At 39.8% G+C, this 19615-nt stretch carries 18 protein-coding genes; all 18 read right to left on the bottom strand.

Annotation, left to right across the window (positions count from 1 at the left end; genetic code table 11):
• Positions 1-285 precede the first annotated feature (285 nt).
• The 18 genes from D7D81_RS04900 to D7D81_RS04815 all read right to left on the bottom strand — a co-directional run bounded on the left by D7D81_RS04900 (position 286) and on the right by D7D81_RS04815 (position 19362).
• Positions 286-1197, bottom strand: a complete 912-nt coding sequence (locus D7D81_RS04900) for a hypothetical protein (RefSeq protein WP_125987843.1) — start codon at positions 1195-1197, stop codon at positions 286-288.
• Positions 1198-1217: 20 nt separating this feature from the next.
• The gene (locus tag D7D81_RS04895; protein ID WP_125987841.1) at positions 1218-2336 is read right to left on the bottom strand and encodes a hypothetical protein; all 1119 of its coding nucleotides are present in this window, start codon (positions 2334-2336) and stop codon (positions 1218-1220) included.
• 158 nt (positions 2337-2494) lie between these two features.
• A complete protein-coding gene (locus D7D81_RS04890; protein WP_125987839.1) occupies positions 2495-3412 on the bottom strand; it encodes a hypothetical protein in 918 nt (305 codons plus the stop codon).
• A gap of 347 nt (positions 3413-3759) precedes the next feature.
• Positions 3760-5568 carry an S-layer homology domain-containing protein gene (locus tag D7D81_RS04885; RefSeq protein ID WP_125987837.1) on the bottom strand — a complete coding sequence of 603 codons (1809 nt, stop codon included), beginning with the start codon at positions 5566-5568 and terminating at the stop codon, positions 3760-3762.
• Positions 5569-6051: 483 nt separating this feature from the next.
• Positions 6052-6447, bottom strand: a complete 396-nt coding sequence (locus tag D7D81_RS04880; RefSeq protein WP_125987835.1) for a RuvX/YqgF family protein — start codon at positions 6445-6447, stop codon at positions 6052-6054.
• A gap of 2 nt (positions 6448-6449) precedes the next feature.
• On the bottom strand, positions 6450-7730 hold the full coding sequence (locus D7D81_RS04875) for a DUF3084 domain-containing protein (protein WP_125987834.1): 1281 nt from the start codon (positions 7728-7730) through the stop codon (positions 6450-6452).
• 23 nt (positions 7731-7753) lie between these two features.
• Complete coding sequence (locus D7D81_RS04870; protein WP_125987832.1) at positions 7754-8845, bottom strand: LptF/LptG family permease; 1092 nt, start codon at positions 8843-8845, stop codon at positions 7754-7756.
• 226 nt (positions 8846-9071) lie between these two features.
• Positions 9072-9791 carry an LPS export ABC transporter ATP-binding protein gene (gene lptB / locus D7D81_RS04865; protein ID WP_125987830.1) on the bottom strand — a complete coding sequence of 240 codons (720 nt, stop codon included), beginning with the start codon at positions 9789-9791 and terminating at the stop codon, positions 9072-9074.
• Positions 9792-9794: 3 nt separating this feature from the next.
• Positions 9795-10433, bottom strand: a complete 639-nt coding sequence (locus D7D81_RS04860; RefSeq protein WP_125987828.1) for an LptA/OstA family protein — start codon at positions 10431-10433, stop codon at positions 9795-9797.
• Entirely contained in the window at positions 10430-11020 is a 591-nt protein-coding gene (gene lptC, locus D7D81_RS04855; RefSeq protein WP_164522115.1) for an LPS export ABC transporter periplasmic protein LptC, read from the bottom strand. The genes D7D81_RS04860 and lptC overlap by 4 nt, the downstream gene beginning before the upstream one ends.
• Positions 11021-11341: 321 nt before the next feature.
• On the bottom strand, positions 11342-12487 hold the full coding sequence (lpxB, locus tag D7D81_RS04850; RefSeq protein WP_502700006.1) for a lipid-A-disaccharide synthase: 1146 nt from the start codon (positions 12485-12487) through the stop codon (positions 11342-11344).
• Positions 12488-12491: 4 nt separating this feature from the next.
• A complete protein-coding gene (locus D7D81_RS04845; protein ID WP_125987821.1) occupies positions 12492-13307 on the bottom strand; it encodes an LpxI family protein in 816 nt (271 codons plus the stop codon).
• A gap of 11 nt (positions 13308-13318) precedes the next feature.
• Entirely contained in the window at positions 13319-14095 is a 777-nt protein-coding gene (gene lpxA / locus D7D81_RS04840) for an acyl-ACP--UDP-N-acetylglucosamine O-acyltransferase (RefSeq protein ID WP_125991929.1), read from the bottom strand.
• A 49-nt stretch (positions 14096-14144) separates the two neighbouring features.
• Positions 14145-14573 (bottom strand): 3-hydroxyacyl-ACP dehydratase FabZ, encoded by a 429-nt coding sequence (fabZ, locus tag D7D81_RS04835; RefSeq protein ID WP_125987819.1) that lies wholly within the window; start codon positions 14571-14573, stop codon positions 14145-14147.
• Positions 14560-15486 (bottom strand): UDP-3-O-acyl-N-acetylglucosamine deacetylase, encoded by a 927-nt coding sequence (gene lpxC / locus D7D81_RS04830; protein WP_286170220.1) that lies wholly within the window; start codon positions 15484-15486, stop codon positions 14560-14562. The genes fabZ and lpxC overlap by 14 nt, the downstream gene beginning before the upstream one ends.
• Positions 15487-15516: 30 nt before the next feature.
• Positions 15517-16248 carry an amino acid ABC transporter ATP-binding protein gene (locus D7D81_RS04825; protein ID WP_125987814.1) on the bottom strand — a complete coding sequence of 244 codons (732 nt, stop codon included), beginning with the start codon at positions 16246-16248 and terminating at the stop codon, positions 15517-15519.
• 30 nt (positions 16249-16278) lie between these two features.
• Complete coding sequence (locus D7D81_RS04820; RefSeq protein ID WP_125987812.1) at positions 16279-18627, bottom strand: ABC transporter permease; 2349 nt, start codon at positions 18625-18627, stop codon at positions 16279-16281.
• Positions 18628-18753: 126 nt separating this feature from the next.
• On the bottom strand, positions 18754-19362 hold the full coding sequence (locus D7D81_RS04815; RefSeq protein ID WP_125987810.1) for a hypothetical protein: 609 nt from the start codon (positions 19360-19362) through the stop codon (positions 18754-18756).
• Positions 19363-19615 lie beyond the last annotated feature (253 nt).

The following is a 19615-nucleotide window of genomic DNA, read 5'->3' as shown; positions in this document are numbered from 1 at the left end:
ACTTAATAATAATTCTACAAAAATAAAGAAAAACCTGCTGGTAATAAAAAGAAAACCCATCCTGCTTCAACAGAATGGGTTCTTATAATTCACATTAATTTTATAGTCATAATCCAGACAAATATATTTACTGGACGACTCTAGAAATTATCCGTAGGCAGGATGCCACAGCGCACAACAAGGGAAGTAAATATATTTGTCGAACTTTAAAACTATTCACTACTTGAAAAATACATAGTTTCCTGATATGTCAATGAAAAACCCGTTTAAACTTACAAAGTATTCTTAATTTGTCTTTAATCCATAAACTGTTAATCCATTAGTAATCTCAATACTTAAGGGTGTTCCCTCTTCAATGACAACATCTTTCCCCTTATAGAAATAACCAGCCACCAGTCCAACAGGATTACTGACCAGTAGTGCACCCAGGAAGCCTGCCCCAACTGCTATCTCACGGGAGTGTGAATCATCGTCACCTGAAAAAAACTCTATAGAAAGCATTGTGCCGTCAATAGCTTTAAAATCAGAAAGACTCAAAGTAAGTTCAGCATCCTTCCCAAAACCACCTGCTTCTTTGACTTTATCCACATTGATCAAACCCCGTGTCCCGGTAGGAATCACCATACATTCTTCAAGCTCTATATCATCTGTTACCTCAAAGCGAAAAAACTGACCCTCAGTAAGTACAGCTGAATCAATTTCATCCAGGAGTTTTGCTTCAATAACAAGCCCTTCAGGCATCTCTACCTCCGCTACCGGTAATTTACCACCTGGAACTGTCATTTCAAGTAATTCATTTATCCTATTTAGTAAGGCACCATTTTTGCTGGCCCCATAGATCATCTCTTCCAATTCAGCCACTCGATCTACAGCAGCACCACGACTGATACTATTTAATAATGACCATTCCAGACAATTAATCAAAAGCTGTAAAGAAGGACTATCTTCCGTTGGTAGGGCATATTTTAAAATTTGATTTGACCGCTCCGGCAATGTTCCTTTACCAGCACTGCCAAATAAATCAAGCTCAATCCTCTTAATCCTAGCTAATACCGAACCAGTACCCGGCTGCCCATATAAGACCATTTCCACATTTTCAATCTCCTTAAGTGGAATAAGCTGTCCATATACCGGTAAAGTAACTGTAGTAAGTAAAGCCGCTAATATAAAAAGTGTTAGACTTTTTTTTAAAATCAAAATAACCACCCCATTATTCTTTAAAATTTAATCTCAAGCTGTGCCTTAAGATTTGATTCTTTATCAGTTTCTAGACTAATATCATCGCTTTCTTCATTTTTAATAAGCTGATAACCAAAAGATATAGAGGATTTTTCATCTAATTTAAAGCCAACTCCAAAGTCCCAGACAGACTCAGCCAATTGATTTTTAAGTTGATCCGGGTCAAGCAGTTTATAGGAAGCATTAAAGGTAAGTAGATCTCTATAACCAATCTCAATACCAGTTTCTGTTGTTTTGGCATCACCAAAATCAATTTGATAATGATATTTTAACTGATTGCCATTATCAGCATAGGCAAGGCCCAGCACTGTAGAATAATCCACATCTTCTTCACCGACAATATTATTAATATAATCTGCTGACAGGGTTAGATAATCACTGGTTTTATAGGAAATACCTATTAAACTTGCCTCACTCCTATCTGAGTCGAGAAAAAGATTTCCCTTTTCTACTGTTGATGTAGACTCTTCCTCAGACATCTCATTATCTATACTATCACCATCAGCCATATTGTCTTCATCAATATTTTCATCAATTTCATTATTACCATCATTATCCTCTAGTATTATATCCTCATAATCCCACCATTCTTTATTGGCCAGGCCGTAACCAGCCCGTAAAGTTGTCTTGCTATTTAACTCATAAAATAAATTCAGATTTGAATTGCTTTCTTTTATATCATCATCATCCAATACAATAAAATCTGCATTCAAGGAAAGCCCTGGTACAGGATTAATTTTCAGACTTTTTCTATCTAAATTAATGTTATTCTGTAAAAAATTATTTCCTATGTATTCATCATCCCTTACAATCAAACCTATCTCATCACCCACCCTATCTGGTTGGCGATTACCATAAAGTGAGGCCAGAGCCTTTAAGTCATGCTCAGTCTCATCATTAAAATCATCATTTTCTTCATCTGGCAGGCGCAAGTTAAGATTGCCCAGGCTGTAGCTATCAATCAGATCATAATAACTATTAATATAGATATTATTAAAAACATAGTCATCAATTACAATAGCTGCCCCTCTAGCCAGCACAGGTTCCAAGGTCAGCATGATCAATAAAAAGGTAAGTACCAGTACTGCTTTTTGCATACTCACGCCCTCCTTTCAAAACAAAAAATATAGTCTATTATATATTTTCTCCAGAAAAATTAATAATCCTCTATAAAATTATATACTATTTCTTCCATACTATTATATCAAAAGATAAGAAATATTTCTATAAATCTATTTGACTATTTTAAAATTATCTAATTAGCTGCCAAATACATCAGAGTAGCCAGTATAGTAAAAAGGGCTAATCCACTCTTATCACTTTTAGGCAAGCTAACTGCATAGGAATAATCTGTCTTTTCAAAGGCGGTTTTAAAATCTCTCTTTACAGTATTATCAACCTCTGTCCCATAGCCGATCCGGTGATGTGGTATGCCAAAATCCTCCAGCTCCAGGGTCTGCCAGGCCTTGAACTTTGTCGAGGACTCACTAACTGCTATATCACCTATCTTGACAGGGGCAAAACTAATCTCATTCTCCCTGCCGGAGGCCATATAGGCCCCTACACAGAGTTTAACATCGAATTGATTGGGCTGACCATCATTAGCATATATCGGCCGTACAGCCACTTCCTCACCATTGACATAGTAATGAACCTGCCAGCGGTAAGACCCTGCTACCTCCTCTACCTCTCCAACCCTTAATTCCAGATTAATAGGCTGACCTATCGGGAGTTCAGGGCCCCGCCAGGCTTCTGGATCATTATAAGGTTCATATTTCTTTTTCGGGTAATAGTTAATAAAGGAGTGCCAGCCACTGCCCTCATGTACCTCTGTCCCTCTGATACTCACCCCTGCCTCAACAGCATGGAGCATCTCCTGACCCTCCCAATACCAGGTATTTTCAATACCAAGGTAAACCACCAGATAACTCCAGGGGTTATTGGCTATCTCAATCTGGCTGTGTTCAGGGAGCCTGATATTTTTCACCTTAATTCCCGAGAGCCTGTTGTCCATAAAATCAAGGTCATTAGCAATCCGTATCCGATAAATCATCTCCGGTTTCTGATGAACCGGGGGAACAGCCCCCGCTTTACTCCAGGGGATAGTCATACACAGTAAAATTATAAAAGTTAAAATAATAATAAAATAAGTCCTAAAATTTACTCCTGGCATATTATACTCCCCTTTCTCATACTCAGTTCTAAATTAATATTTCCCGGCAACTCTTTAGATCCAATGCTTATGTAGGTATAGTATTAGATTATCAGAGATCTTGTTATCATAATCCAGACAAATATATTTACTGGACGACTCTAGAAATTATCCGTAGGCAGGAGGCCGAAGGAGAATTTCTCGACAGTAAGTACAAGCAGGACGCTGAAACGAACGGCAAGGGAAGTAAATATATTTGTCGATCTTCAAAGTTATTCATAATTTCAAACTCACATAATTTCCTTAACTAATAAAAAAAGCCCTGGAGAGAAAACCCCTCCAGGACTCTGTTTCTTCTCTCAGCCTGTTTAGAAGCTTACAGATAATTGAGATTTGAAGGAATTACCTTCAGCATCTTCTGTATTACCAAGTATATCTATTTCACCATTGATTAACTGAACTTCATTAATCCAGCTTATGTTATCTGATAGTTTATGGTCAATACTTCCTACCAGATAGGTATAGCTTAAGTCAGCAGCATCAGCTGATTTGTTTACTAAGTCAGCAGCAATGGTAGTTGCATCAGACATAGCATACTTTGTACCTAAGGTCAGGAGTGTTACATCTTCTCCGCCATTTTCATCATAGTCATCATTTTGGGTAAATTCAACGGATGCATGATTAGTGAATTTACCAGTAGTATTTTCTAAGCCAACTTCGAATTTGTTTTTATTTTCGTCTTTATCAGCATCTACTAAAGTATAGTCAGCTGTAACAGTATTGTTAGCATTCAAGGCAAAGTCTGCACCTACATTATATTTGTCATAGTTGTTATCTTCTTCCAGGTCAGATAAGACAGTATCAGTAGAATTGAAGTCTTCACCAACTGTTTCAAATAGACCGCGCAATGTTACTACATCACTAAGGATATAGCTACCATTTAAGTTAAAGAGTGTATCATTTTCATCACTACTACCGTCATTTGTATTGAAAACAACCTCTCCACCCATAGTCAGCTCATCAGTAACATCAGCTTCAGCTGCTATAGCAAAATCAGTTACCGCATCTTCACTTTCAAGACGTGCATGATATAACTTACCGATTAATTTGAAGATATCCATATCTGCTGTAGCAGTTACACCATAGTAATCTTTTTCAAACTCATCAGCATCATCATCTTCATCACCTACGGCAAAGGCCTTGAAATCAATACCAGCAAGTGGGGCAGTTATTTCGATACCTTCCATATCTTCATCATCAATAAAGTAAGGGTCAACATCATAATCCTCAAAACTACCCGCTTTAAAGGTATAATCATCTTTAGAAATGGTTAGTAATGCTGTATCCATTTCAAAAGCATCACTGTCTGCAGTTTCACCAAGTTTAATACCATCTACTACAGTATCAGTTTCACTAAATAGATTTTTAAGAGTATCTATTGCTAAATCAAAATTAACATCACCAACATTAGCTGCTATATCTAAACCAATTTCCTGATAAAAGGCCTTGGCAGCTGGCATATCACCATCATCAACACCTGTAATTGCATTATCATCATCTAATTCATCTAAGGCATCATCATCAGCCCATACAAGCATAGTTGCATAAGGATTATCACCATAGTTAGCTGTTTCAAAGATAGTATCTACAGTACCTGAGAAACTTACATTGTCTCTTGGTTGTGCTTCTAAAGCAGCTACCCTGGAGTCTAATTCGTCAACATCTACTGCTAAGGCATCAACAGCAGCACCGAGTTCTTTCAGTTCTGGCCTGAATTCAAAGGTCAGGGCCTGAACTATACTACGAACTTCGTTAGCCTGTTCATTACTTAATTCTTCACCAGTATTTTTGGCAACAATAGCCTTAACAATTTCGTTAACCTGTTGTGCTTGACCAACACTCAGGCTATCAGCGTCAGCAATTTCATCAGCTAAAGCAGCCTGTTCTGCTTCAATCTGGTCGAGAACACGGGCAACAACAACAGCGATTTCATAACGGCTCAGGTTATTCTGGCCTTTAAAAGTCCCATCTGGATAACCGGAAAGAATACCGGAAGCAACAAGTTTGTTAACTGCTCCGTATGCCCAGTGACTTGAAGGCACATCTGCGAAAGAAGCGGCAAAGGCAGAAGCAGTTAAAGCCAATACTAAAAATGCAGCAATAACAATTCTCTTCATTACAATAATTCCCCCTTGATTTTTTAGGTTTAAAATAAAATAGTTCTACCAGTTCATTTCTCACCTAAGGGAACAGAAAATGAGTCTCCTAGTTTCCTCATCTCGTTCTCCTTCAGTTGTCAATGAACTATTATATAGAACCCTATCATCTCTCACAGCTCTGTGAATCGGGGGGCACCTCCTCTCCACACATGTTTAGCCTGAGATGATAAGACTTTTGACATAATTAAATTTTACACAAAAAAATTAAGTAATTAACTATCAACAATATAAGTAAAAATCGACTATCACTGTATTATATTCAACACAAATCCTAAAACTCCTGCAAGGAAATAAAGTTTTTTAATATTTTTTAAAAATCCTTTTTCCAATACAACACCTATAATTATAAGTGTTTTATCTGATTCTGTCTATATATATTCCACTTTTCCTCCTAAAGTCCTGCAAAAAAAGATAAAAATTATCTGTTAGTATTATCCAGTATTATAACCCCTTATCTTTCAGATACCTCTCTCCCAAAATTACAGCTGCATAATCATCTACCGGAAAAGAGGGTTTCCACTTGATAAAAGACAGGAAAAAGCGCTTAATACCGGAGTAGTTTACCTGGCGGTATCTCTCTTCAGCAGCCAGCGTAGTATAGGCCTCCTTTATTAACATCAGAGGCAAGTCATAGTTTTTCTCAATCTTCCTGGCAACCTCCTCTGAAAATGTCCCATTACCAAGGACAACCTCCTCTATTTTATACCTATTCAGGAGTTCAAGCAGATATAACTCAATTTTTTCTGTTGCCACTATTTCCTGAAAAAGGACAGTAGCATCGCCTGTCATAACAGCTATCCCACACTTATCCCTCCCGGGGTCAATGGCCAGCAGCATAACTATTCCCCCTCAACAGAACTGATTTCAAAGCTGAGGTTATTTGATAGCCTATCCTCACGCCAGATATCTTCCCCGGCATAGGCCTTTATCTTAACCTTACCATGGTAATTCAAGATTTGGTTATGGAGCCGGTAAAATTCATCATAATCAATACTACCGACATCACCCTGGTTATCAACCAGGAGTCCTTCTCTAACAGCCCTAGTATTAATAGCAGTCAGTAGTTCACTTAATTTATCTTCAATATCTTTCCCATCAGCATCTATTACACATTCAGCAATATACTCATCTTGTTGAAAAACAATAAAATCTTCATTTAAAATAAAATTGGCATATACCCAGTCACCTTGAGGGACATTAACACTAGCCACCAGACTGACAATAACTCGGTCATAATCGGCATTAATAATTGTCCGGGCCACTGTAAAAATCTCTTCTGCTCTAAGCTGAAGAGTAGTCCCTAGTTCTTCGTCAACTCTGACTGGATACTCCTTCACCTTTTGATCAGCCCTCTCCAGAAAGGCTGACAGCTGGTCAACTATCTCCTGCTGTGTCTGTCCGGTCTCAATCACATCTGAATAAATTATATCTCCCCGCTGGAAGACTATATCCCCTTCCCGGTAATACTGCAGTCCAGCACCATATTTATAGGCCATAAACCTGGCTTTTTCATAATCTTCATTAAGAGAATCTATCTTTTCATTTAATACCACCATCTTATTTTCCAGTTCTTTCCTCTGTTCATGCAAGCTGGCTATCCTTTCATTTAATTCCTGATTAGTATCCTGCAACTCTACTCGCTTATTTTCCAGTTCTTTCACATCACTACGGGTATTAGTAAGTTCATCCTGGGTAGCCAACAGTTTTTGTCTGGTTCTGGCAAATTCCTGCTGATTCTGGTTCAGTTTTTCTTCCAGTTCAGTCTTCTGCTGCTGAATCAGGACCAGTTCCCTTTCCCGTTCAGCGATCTCTGCCTCCCTATCCTGTAGGGACCGATCTTTAACTGCCAGCTGCTGGTTGAGGTCATCAAGCCTTACTAAAACCTCCTGAATATTAAATAATGCCTTACGGACACCATTATTGGTAAGAAGAATAACTGTTATAGTCAGAGTAGCAATCAGGACACCCGTCAAGACTGTTATGATTATTGAGGTATATTTTGGGCGTAGGCCAAAGAGGGATATCCTTTTCTTACCAATTTTCATGCCGATCTGATCCCCCAGATAGGCCATAAAGCCACTAAGGGTTATCACAACACTTACCAGCAGTATCCCATACATAAGCCTTCACCCCTTCCGATATCTTATCTCCCCAGACGATAGAGCATTATTGCCCCTGTAATCATAAAAACAAAATTTTGCAGCCAGGCCCCCAAAAATGGTGGAATCGTTCCCTGCTCTCCCAGGGCACTACCAACAGTCATTAATGTATAATAAATAAAAATAACAATAATACTCAAACCCATACCAGTAGCCGAGCCACCTGAACGTTGGGGTTGAATCCCCAGTGTTGCTGCCAGCAGAGCAAAAATAAAACTAGCAAAGGGAATCGATATACGTTGATGAAGTTCTACTAACTCCTTATTAACATCATTCCCCTGTGATTTCTTAAGATTAATATATTCTATTAATTCAGTAAAATTCATATCAGATATTTTTTTATCTAAACGGGCCATCTGAGCTGGTGTATAATTTAGATTATTAACATCATATTCTTCAAATTTCAAATCTGGTATCCGCTCACCTGGTTCGAGTCGATAAATATGCCCGTTTAAAAACTTCCATCTATCCCCTGTATAAACAGCGTTTTCAGCCTGAATCAAGGTAACAGGTTTCCCCTCTTCATAATCTTGAAAAATTATCTCCTGCATAACACCTGTTTCCCCATCATAAAGTTTAGTATAGAGAACATAATCAGGGTAACCATCTTTCAAAGGGGTAAGGAAGAGATTGTGTTGTGTAGAAGGCATCCTCTCCCCATGTTTAAACTGATAGACTATCTGTTCATTAAGATAATTAGCCTGTGGTACAATATATTCATTAACACCGATAGTAAATAAAGTCATTAATATTCCCAGGAATAAAGCAGGGCGCACCAAACGATAAACACTGATACCACCTGCCCTCAAAGCAGTAATTTCATTATCACCAGATAACCTCCCATAGGACATAATAGTCCCTAAGAGGGTAGCCATCGGAAAAGTTATAACAATAATTGTTGGCAGATTTAAGAAAAACAACTGAAGCAAGGTCAGAAGTTCAACTCCATAGTTGTTATAGTATTCAATTAATTCAAAGAGTAAATCTGTACCAATAAAAATAGCTGCAAAAGCGGCAATTCCAAATAGTAGTGGTGTTATTAATTCGATAAAAATATAACGGTAGATAATCTTCAATTACTGGCACCCCTCTTTTTACATCAACTTACTATATTTCTTTATTAGATAAAGCATCCCGACCACCACTGTTATTAATCCAGACAAATATATTTACTGGACGACTCTAGAAATTGTCTGGAGGCATGGACGCCGGAAGACAATTTCTCGACAGTAAGCAAAAGTAGGACGCTGTAGCGCACGACAAGGGAAGTAAATATATTTGTCGGTCTTATAACAATCCAACCTACATCGTAAATCTTTCTCCTAGATAAAATTTGCGGGCCAGCTCACTGGAGGCTACCTCTTCTGAATTACCGGATAAAAGTATTTCACCTTCATGCATAATATAGGCCCGGTCAATGATGGTCAGTGTTTCGCGTACATTATGGTCAGTAATTAAAACCCCTAGCCCCCTGTCTTTTAGATAACTAATAATATTCTGTATATCACAGACAGCTATTGGGTCTACCCCGGCAAAGGGTTCATCTAACAGTATAAAAGAAGGTTCTGTAGCCAGAGCCCTTGCAATTTCCACCCGGCGTCTTTCCCCACCAGATAACTGATAGCCCTTTCTATCTCTTAAACGACTGATACCAAACTCATCCAGCAGTTTCTCCATAAACTCACAAGCCTCATCATTACTCAGATTCCTGGCCTGCAAAATAGACAATATATTATCTGCAACTGATAGTTTGCGGAAAACAGATGCCTCCTGGGCAAGATAACCAATACCTTTCCTGGCCCTGAGATAAACAGGCAGTCTGGTAATATTATCATTATCAAGCCAGATTTCTCCACCTTCAGGTTTAATCAAACCGACCACCATATAGAAAGTAGTAGTCTTACCAGCACCATTTGGTCCCAGCAGCCCTACTATCTCTCCATGCTCAACCCTTAAGTCCACTCTATCTACAACTCGTTGTTTATTATATTCCTTAATCAGCTCTTTAGCTATGATTGTCATCTGCTATTCCCCTCTATTCTCATAGAGAAAATGGGCTGCACCTGCCAGGGTCATCTTACCAGTCACTAGATCCAGTTCCATTTTTTCACCAGAAAAACTATGTCCCAATTGTTCTCCACTAACATTCCCTGTCAGATAAGCCAGGTTTTTATCAGTATAATATCTAATCTGATCTGCCCTGGCCTTAATATCCTGGTATTCCAGATAGGGTCTACCCTTAACTATTACTTCCCCTGCTATCCTATCATAGAATAACTCTTCACCTGTCAGGAAAGCATCTGTACCTGTGAGCTCTACATTACCCCTGGCAGTAAAAGATTCTTCAGTAAGATTTCCTTTTAATTCATCAGCAGTGAGCTGATAATCCTGATCCACTAGCGAAATATCCTCATCCAAATTTACTTCTCCAGTCACTGAATTATAATAAATTGTCTCTGCCTCCAGACGGAGGTCATTATAGATTACTAGAGCACTCCCGCGAGCAGTTATTTCCTGTCCAGAGGGTTCCAGGGAACTAATACTTATCTCATCACCAAATATACCATCTTCTCCTTCAGCAGATAAAACTGTAACATTAATAATTATTACTGCTAAAACAAGTATTAATATTATTAAATAAGTACATTTATTTATTATTTTCATGAACCCTTACCCACCTCTTTCCAGAGAAGTGCTGCCCGCTCCTGCTCATCTTTATAGACAGTTATCTGGCTAAAATCAGTATTAGCCTGAAACCTCCCACCTGTCAACTGATAGGATGGTGAAGTAAAACTGACACCACCACTACCTCTGATTAATTCCTCATCCCTTTCCCAGTCAAGATGGGCTGTCATCATCCTCAGTTCATCCTTTTCCATCACAACAGAACCAGTAATCTCCATCTCACCCAGTGCAGAACGGTAATTACAGTAATCAGCAGTAATAGTATATAAGACTTCATCATTCTCATTATAGGCAGTAAGTTTGAGTGGTGATAGCTTAAGCAGTTCTCCCTGTGAAAAACTGCTAATATCACTGGACTTTATCTGCCAGCTGACAGAATCATCCCCATTAAAAACAGTCAAATCAATATCCTTAAATTTATTCTCAGGGATTGCATCTGCCTCCGGGGCCTCTATACCTCTGTCATTACTTTCATCAAGTTCAGGCTGGTAAGTAAAAGCAAAGTAAGTCCCAGCAATTAATACAACTATAATTAATAAAACAAGAACAAAAACCCTGCCTGACACAGTATCAACCCCCTCTATTACTTAAAGAAAGAACAAAATGGCTACGCCACCCAGACTTAATCACTAATTATCAATTTTTTCTTAGAACCACTTTTCAGTCAAAGTTAACTACTTATTATAAACCAGACCAATATATTTACTGGACGACTCTAGAAATTGTCTGGAGGCATGGACGCCGGAAGACAATTTCTCGACAGTAAACGAAGGCAGGACGCCATAGTGCAACCTCAATTTTCTTGTACGGTCTGCTTAAATGCGGAGTGCCTGCGGTACACGACAAGGTAAGTAAATATATTGGTCGAAGATATATTCATAATTATCTTAAGACAAATTAGCTTTCTTCAATACCAGTTCAGCAACACGCCTGACAGCACCACTAGAGCCCAGTTTCTGTTTGACCCCTGCCAGTTGTTCTCTAGCTTCTCTGAGTGCAAAAGGACTCTCCAGCAGACACTTCAGCTCAAAGAGTATCCTGTCAGCTGTCAAATTCTGCTGAATTAACTCTGGTACTATCTCTTTACCAGCAATTATATTGGGCAGGCCAATATAGTCAGTCTTCATCAGCTTAGTAGCCAACCAATAGGTAGAGGCACTGGTCCGATAGACGATCAACATCGGTGTACCGATAATTGCTGCCTCCAGAGTAGCTGTCCCTGAAGCTGTAACCAGCACAGCAGCAATCTTCATTACCTCATGAGAAAAGCCCTCAACCAGTTTAACTACCAAGCTGTACCTGGCAGCTCTCCTGGCGACAAATGACCTGTCAATACCATCAGCCAGAGGTAGCACAAATTGATACCCTTTATTCTCTTTAGCAAGTTCTGCTGCTGCCTCCAGCATATCAGGAAGGAGTTTTTCTACTTCCTGTCGGCGACTCCCCGGCAGAAGGCCGATAACCGGTCTATCAGGGGATAATTCTAAATCATGACAGATCTCCTCTTTTTCCTTATTTACCCTGACCATATCCAGGAGCGGGTGACCTACAAACTCTACGTCAGCTCCTGCCCGACGGTATACTTCAGCTTCCATGGGAAAGACAGAGGCAATTGTTGCTCGATAGCGGGCCATCCACCCGGCCCGCCAACTGCCCCACACCCAGGCAGAAGGACTAAAGTAATTAACAAGCGGGACACCGAGTCTACTAACCGCACGGGCCAGCAGCATATTAAACCCAGAGTTGTCTACCAGTAAGATAAGGTCTGGTCTCCTCTCCTTAACACTCTTTTTAAGGAGCCTGAGATTGGCTAAGTGCTGTCTGGTGTTCTTAAAAGCTTCAATAAAACCAATCGTACTCAGTTCCCCCGGGTCAATTAATATCTCGACACCCTCTTTTTTTAAAAATGTAGAACCCATCCCATAAAAAGTAATATCAGGTGCAATCTCCTTAATAGCCTTTACCACCTGTGCAGCATGCATATCACCGGAGACTTCACCTGTAACAACCATTATCTTACCCAAAAGGCCCACCTCACTAACCTGAAGCAGTTTCCATAGCCATAATTATAATACCATGTCTCTCTGCTTCCTTAATTAAGCTCTCCTGTTCGATTATAAAAGTCTTACCGGCTTCTATGACCAGCCCTCTGGCATTAATCTCTATTAAATTTCTAATAGTTGTTTCACCAATTGTTGGTATATCAAACCGCCAGTCCTGCTGTGGTTTACTCACTTTAGCAACCACAGCCCCTGGACCACCGAGCTGACCAGCGCGTTTTATGGCCAGGTCAGTACCCTCAATAGCTTCAACAGCCAGTACAGCCTTGTTTTTAACAACAACCGTCTGTCCAATATCCAGCCTGCCTATCTCACGGGCTATCTGAAAGCCGTACTTCATATCTGAAAGTAATTGCTCATCAGGTTTGCCTGAAGTTAATAACCCTGCTTCAGGAAACAATTCCCTTATATAAGTAGCCTGATCTATTACTTTAATACCCTCACTGGCCAGTTCTGCCACAAAAGCCAGCATAATATTATCATCCTGAAGGACATCAAGCCCTGCCAGGAGTCTCTCCATCCTCTGATCTAGTTGAACACCCTGAAAAAGCAGTGTTTTTTCGACCTTACCAATCATAACTAATTCTTTAATGCCGTCTGCTTTAATGGTATTGATAAGTTCATCCAGGGCAGCAACATTAATATCTCTTACCTGATCAGCAATTCCCTCCAGCTCTCTTTTCTCTTCTTTTATTAATCTATAAATATATACCTCATGTCCATTTTGCTGGGCTGCTTTCGCCCAGATAAATGGCAAGCGTCCTTTACCAGCAAGCAAACCTATCCTGGACATATCAAATCACACTACCTACAGATACCGCGCTGGGCATTCCGTAAAAACCGCAGAAAGTGTTCTATCTCTTCACTGGCATCCAGTTCTTGATCCATTTTTTCAATGGCCTGAGAGATATTAAGATTGGAACGATAAAGCAATTTATATGCCCGCTTTATCTCTGACCTTAATTCTGGCGAAACACCATTGCGCCGCAGGCCGACTACATTAATACCATTGACCCGGGCCGGGTGGCCGTCTACTAAAACATAAGGTGGTACATCCTTAACAACCTTGGAATGGGCACCAACCATAGCCATCTTACCTATCCTAACAAACTGATGAATACCAGTTAAACCAGTAAGTACAGCATAATCTTCAACAATAACATGTCCAGCTAAATTAGTAGCATTTGACATAATAATATGATTACCCAGTTGACAATCATGAGCCACATGACAATAAGCCATAATTAGGTTATCATTACCAATCCAGGTCTCTCCACCACCCTCTTCTGTTCCGCGGTGTATGGTAGCATTTTCCCGGATAGTATTATTATCACCGATAAAGAGATAACTCTCTTCACCCTTGAATTTCATATCCTGTGGTTCCAGACCTATCGAGGCCCCATGAAAAATTTGATTATTCTTACCTAGCTTGGTCCAGCCTTCTATGAGTACATGTGGACCAACTTTTGTACCCTCCCCTATCTCAACATTCTCTCCAATAATACTGTAAGGGCCTATCTCTACACCCTTACCAAGTTTTGCCCCAGGCTTAATAATGGCTGTTGAATGTATATCAGCCATATGGAGCAGTTTCCTTTCCGCTCTTTGACTCAAAACCCCTCTCTCCCTTCTATTTATCTTCAAAGGCAAACATCAACTCTGCCTCAGTCACTAGTTTATCTTCCACATAGGCATTGGCCAAAACTTTAGCAATTCGACCCCTGGCCCTGATAATTTCAGCCTCAATCTTTAAGGTATCGCCAGGTATAACCGGCCGGCGGATCCTGACCTTATCAATACCTGCAAATAGTGGTATCTTATCTTCCAGATCACTATGACTGTGCATCAATAAAAAACCTGATACTTGGGCCATTGATTCTACAATTAAAACACCAGGCATAATAGGGTGTCCTGGATAATGCCCCTGAAAAAATTCTTCATTCATTGTTACATTCTTAAGACCAACAACCTTTTCCTCTTTCAATTCCACTATCCTGTCTACCAGTAAAAAAGGATATCGGTGTGGTAATATTTCCTGAATCTCATTAATATACATCATTACTTACTTCTACCTCCTCTTCAATAACAAACCTTTTCTTTATTTCTTTAGCCAGTTCTACATGTAGGTAATGTCCTGATTTAACAGAAATAATGTGCCCGCGAATATAACCGTTTAAGGCCATATCACCGACAACATCAAGCACCTTATGTCTGGCAAACTCATCAGAGAAACGCAGGGGATTTACAGTTCCCTCTTCGCCAATCAAAACAGCATTCTCCAGACTTCCCCCTAAGGCCAGTCCTCTTCTATGAAGGGTCTCAATCTCCCTCTCAAAACCAAAGGTCCTTGCCGGAGCAAAATCATCTATAAAGGAGTCCCTACCCATGTCAAACTCCCTAAACTGTGAACCAATCACAGGGTGGTCATAATGAAGAGTATAACTTATTTTAAACCCATCATAGGGCAGAGCAACCATATACATATCCCCTTTTTTAACCGAAACTGGTTCTTCTATCTGCCAGATCATACGAGGTACAGCTAATTCCCTGGTAGTAGCCTGTTTAATCAAATCAATAAAGGGAAGGGCACTACCATCACCAACAGGGGTCTCAGCATTATCAATCTCTATAATAGCGTTATCAACACCCATAGCCCATAAAGCTGACATCATATGTTCTATAGTGTGTACCCTGGCTTCTTCATTAGTACTCAAGCCAATACTGGTACATCTCCTGGTAGAAACTACATTTAACGGATCTGCCTTAATCTCCGGACTACCCGGCAAGTCTACCCGGCGAAATACAATACCCCGATCAGCTTTAGCAGGAAGGCATTTAATATTTACTTCTTTACCGCTGTGAAGCGCAGTACCTGAATAATTTATTGCTTTAGTGATTGTCTTTTGAAAACTACCTTCCTTAGTCATTTTCCCCCTCCTTCTAATATCTATCTTCTTTAATTCAATAAGCAATATAAAAACTCCTGCATATTTTTATTATTTTTAAGTATAATTGATAATTTTTTTATATTTTTTACCTATCCAGGAACCTGGATTTTCAAAAACTGTTGCTGGTTTCCCTGATTCAACAAATTTTCCCTTATCCATAAAATAAACCTGATCAGCTACTCTACGGGCAAATGTCACTTCATGGGTAACTATTATCATCGAAGTGCGTTTCCGAACAGCAATATCCTCCAGAACATCAAGAACCTCTCTAACCAGTATCGGGTCAAGTGAAGCTGTTGGTTCATCAAAGAGGATCAGCTCGGGTTCCAGGACAAGGGCCCGGGCAATACCAACTCGCTGTTTCTCACCACCACTCAGGTTTAATACACTGGCATCACCCATCTCTGCCAGGCCCACATCAGCCAGGGCAAGAACTGCCTTTTCACAGGCCTCAGCTACTGAATAACCCTTTTTAATAAGGCCCAGGGCAACGTTCTGTTTGACATCCAGGCGTTTAATTAGATTGAAATGCTGGAAGACAAAACCAATATTCTGCCTGACTCCTTCCAGTTTATCCTGGGTAAGCTGGTGAACCGGTATGTCCCTAAAAAATATCTCTCCATCATCAGGTTCAACAAGTCTGTTAATTGAGCGGATAAAAGTTGATTTTCCACAACCACTCGGCCCCATAACAGCAGTAATCTCACCTGACCTGAGTTCAAAGTCTATTTCATCTAATACTATATCATTATTAAAGCTTTTTTTCAAACCTTTTATCCTCAGCATTATACTCCCTCCTGGGGATTTAATAATATCTTATTTAAAAATAATTCTGGGGTAATTCATTAGGTAGAGTAATCCAGGTTTACCAGCCGGTATAATAATCTCATGCATTATCTCTGCTGTGGAAAAACCCAGAGCCTTACCTGCCTCCCATTCTTCTCTATCTACTGGATTAAGCATCTTAGATAAAAATGCGATCAAAACACCTGACAAACCACCGACAATAAATTCTGTACTAAAATTAAGATAAGGAAAATCTATCCCACTCAGCAGGCAGATCAAACTAAAGATTAAACCCCCACTTACAAAACCATAAAAATATCCCCTGCTGCCATTAAGCCTCAGTGTACTTATAATCAATGATTGATCCATAATCATTACCAGTATAGTAAATACAAAAGCAACAATTGTTGAAATAACAGCCCTGACCTGGTTTAAGACATTAAAAATCTCCCCCCGTGTATTGGGCTGTAAAACCCCGGCATCCATCTCTATATAGGTAACAGTCGGGTTGTTTACAACCCCTTCTATCTTATTAACAAGCCCCTTGCTATTATATTTTCCTTTAATTAACAGTTGAATCTGATCACCTGGAATCACCTGACCAGCTATATAACTATCAATCAAATTAATCGTTTCAACAATCTCAGATTCTTCAAGATCAGGTAATGAATTCTGAATATAGGAGAGTTGATTCAAAACAACAGGTAAGCGGTTGGTATTTAAGTCCTGTAGTAATTCCTGAATAGATGTCAGCTTATCCTGTAATTGACTGGCATCTATAATCCTGGCAGTCTGATCAATGTCTGCAATAATCCCTTCGATCTCCTGCCAGTTAGCCCCACTATTTAAGGTCTCCTCAACCTTGAGTAGTGAAGCAATCTTTTCCTCCCAGCTCCCAATAGAACTTAGAACCGGATCCATATCTGCCAGTCTCATGGCCACCAGGTCATAATTATCATCTAAACCTTCAGAGAGCCGTAGAAAGATATCTTTCAGTTCATCTAACTGCTGATACATACCGTTACTACGCGGCACATAGGCTATCTTTTCTTCAATCAGTGCAGCACCTTCTTTTAGATTATTACTGGTCATAACCAGCTCCCGCTGAATATCTGTAATATCACCTGTATTTTTCTTAATATCATCAAGGATACCCAGTAACTCAGACAGAAAGTTTGACAGCCCCTCCTGCTGCCATTCTTCTAGAGAACTGCTCAGTTTCTGACTGGTATTTTCCAGTTGACCTAAACCATCATTTATCCCCGCTAAATCCTCACTGAGCATATTACTAAACTCAACAAGCTGTTCACTCTGTTCCAGGAAACCCTCCAGTTTAGGGGCTATTTCATTAAGTTGTTCCAGGGCATCAGCCAGCTCCTGGCGCGGGTTATCTACTATGCCTTTACCCAGGTATTTTACCTCATCCCCATAGTCCTGAAAATAAACCTCCAGAGAAATGGGTTTATTAATACTCCCCTCCTGAACCAGAGCAATGACCTGCTGATCAGTATTACTGATTACCTCCAGGACAAATTGCTCACCATCTTCATTACTGGCCAGCAGGGTACTCCCTTCCAGAACAGCCTCACTATTTTCAAGATCACTAATAAGCACTTTAGTAGCATAGGACATCAAAAAAGTCTTCATCTGTTTTAAACTGGTCAAAAGAGAAACCCGATCTGACTCATTACTGATCGTCACATCAATAACCTCATCAAGGTTACCCTCTACCAGTTCAACAACCTCTCCCCTCAACTGGCCGAGGTTAGACGGGTGCTGATTGAGGGGATATCTGACCTCCAGGATATGATAATTACTCAGAATACTATTTATCTCTTTCTTAACTTCAGTAAGAAACTCCGGTTTTTTTACAATAATATCAAGACCATCACTACTAGGATAGATAAAGTCTATTCCCTTTATCTCAGCTATAAGTGGTCTAATAACCGGCAGAGTATCCCCCCTGAAACCTCGGATAGAGAGTTTCGGTTCTGTCATGATAGTCTTGCTCATTAACCCAGGGATATCAGAGAAATATTTGCCCAGGTTAACATATACCTCTTCATTCTTATATTTATCAGGTATTTTCAATAAGTAATTACTACTCCCTGCCACCTTAGGTCCTGTCTTAAAAGAAGAACCCGGGAGAGTATCGGCAGCTATATTTTTAATCTGCTCTATAGCGATATCTTCCTTATCACTGGAGATAGTAAACAAAAGGTCATATTCTCCAGAATCACCAATAAGACCGCTGACCATATTAGCAAAATAATTATCAGCGAGATAACCCCCGGCCAGAGCCAGGATAACCCCCAGCAGAATAGCAGCAGCCATCAGTAAAAAGATATCTTTCCTGAAAGCAGTTTTCATCCAAAACATATATCTGTCACCCCTATCTAACAAATATTATACCACCAGCCACAAGCACCTGTAAACGCCCAGCGCTATGCAATATATGGTAAAGAGAAAAGTCCCCATTACTGAGGACTTTTCTTACCGTATATTTTAAAAACTATAATTCATCCCTAATTTTACCTTCTCAAAATCCATTAACCCGGCATCAACAGCTATCGCTTCGCGGAGATAAACCCTGACACCAAGATTAACCTGTCGATTAGCATATTCCGCCATCAGATTAATGGGAAGGGGGACACCTGTTGAAGAAGAAGTCTGGACAGCCACCGGGTTAATCAGTTTATTAAAACCAAGAAACAAACCATCAAATTCCCCGTTGCCTATCCCCAGGTGTGCCCTAATATCATGACCAAGATTTTTGCTCATTATAAAATAAAAATCTTTCTCTCTAGCCCCTATACTAACTGAAGGAAAACCATCCTTCTCATCAAATAACAGGAGCTTTAGACTACCAGCAGTCTCCAGCTCATCATCCTTATCCAGATAATTACCAACAACACCCAACTGAACCCTGTCAGCCAGAGCAAAAACTCCCTCAATATTCCTGTGCGAACCCGGGATTATCTCTCCACGAACTAATACATCACCATGAATCAAGCCCGCTGTCGGCATCTCCAAAAGCCTGTCCACAGCCATAACAGTCCCAGCTACATTCACTAATACTACTAAAAAAAGAAATCCTACTACATATCTTCTCACATCTATTTCCCCTTTATTGGTGTATTTAGGTAATATTGGAATATTTATAGTTTTATGAACAAAATGGCTACGTCACCCAGACTTAATCAACAATTATTAATGTTTTCTTAGAATCATTTTTACACAAAGTTAACTTGTTGTTATCATAAACCTGACAGATATATTTGTTGGACGACTCTAGAAATTATCCGTAGGCAGGACCGCCGAAGGATAATTTCTCGACAGTAAGCGGAGGTAGGACACCGCAGCGCAA

Source organism: Halocella sp. SP3-1, assembly GCF_003953885.1.
Taxonomy (GTDB): Bacteria; Bacillota; Halanaerobiia; order Halanaerobiales; family DTU029; genus Iocasia; species Iocasia fonsfrigidae.
Note: the sequence above shows the minus strand (reverse complement) of the source record. Positions and strands in the feature narration are given on the sequence as shown.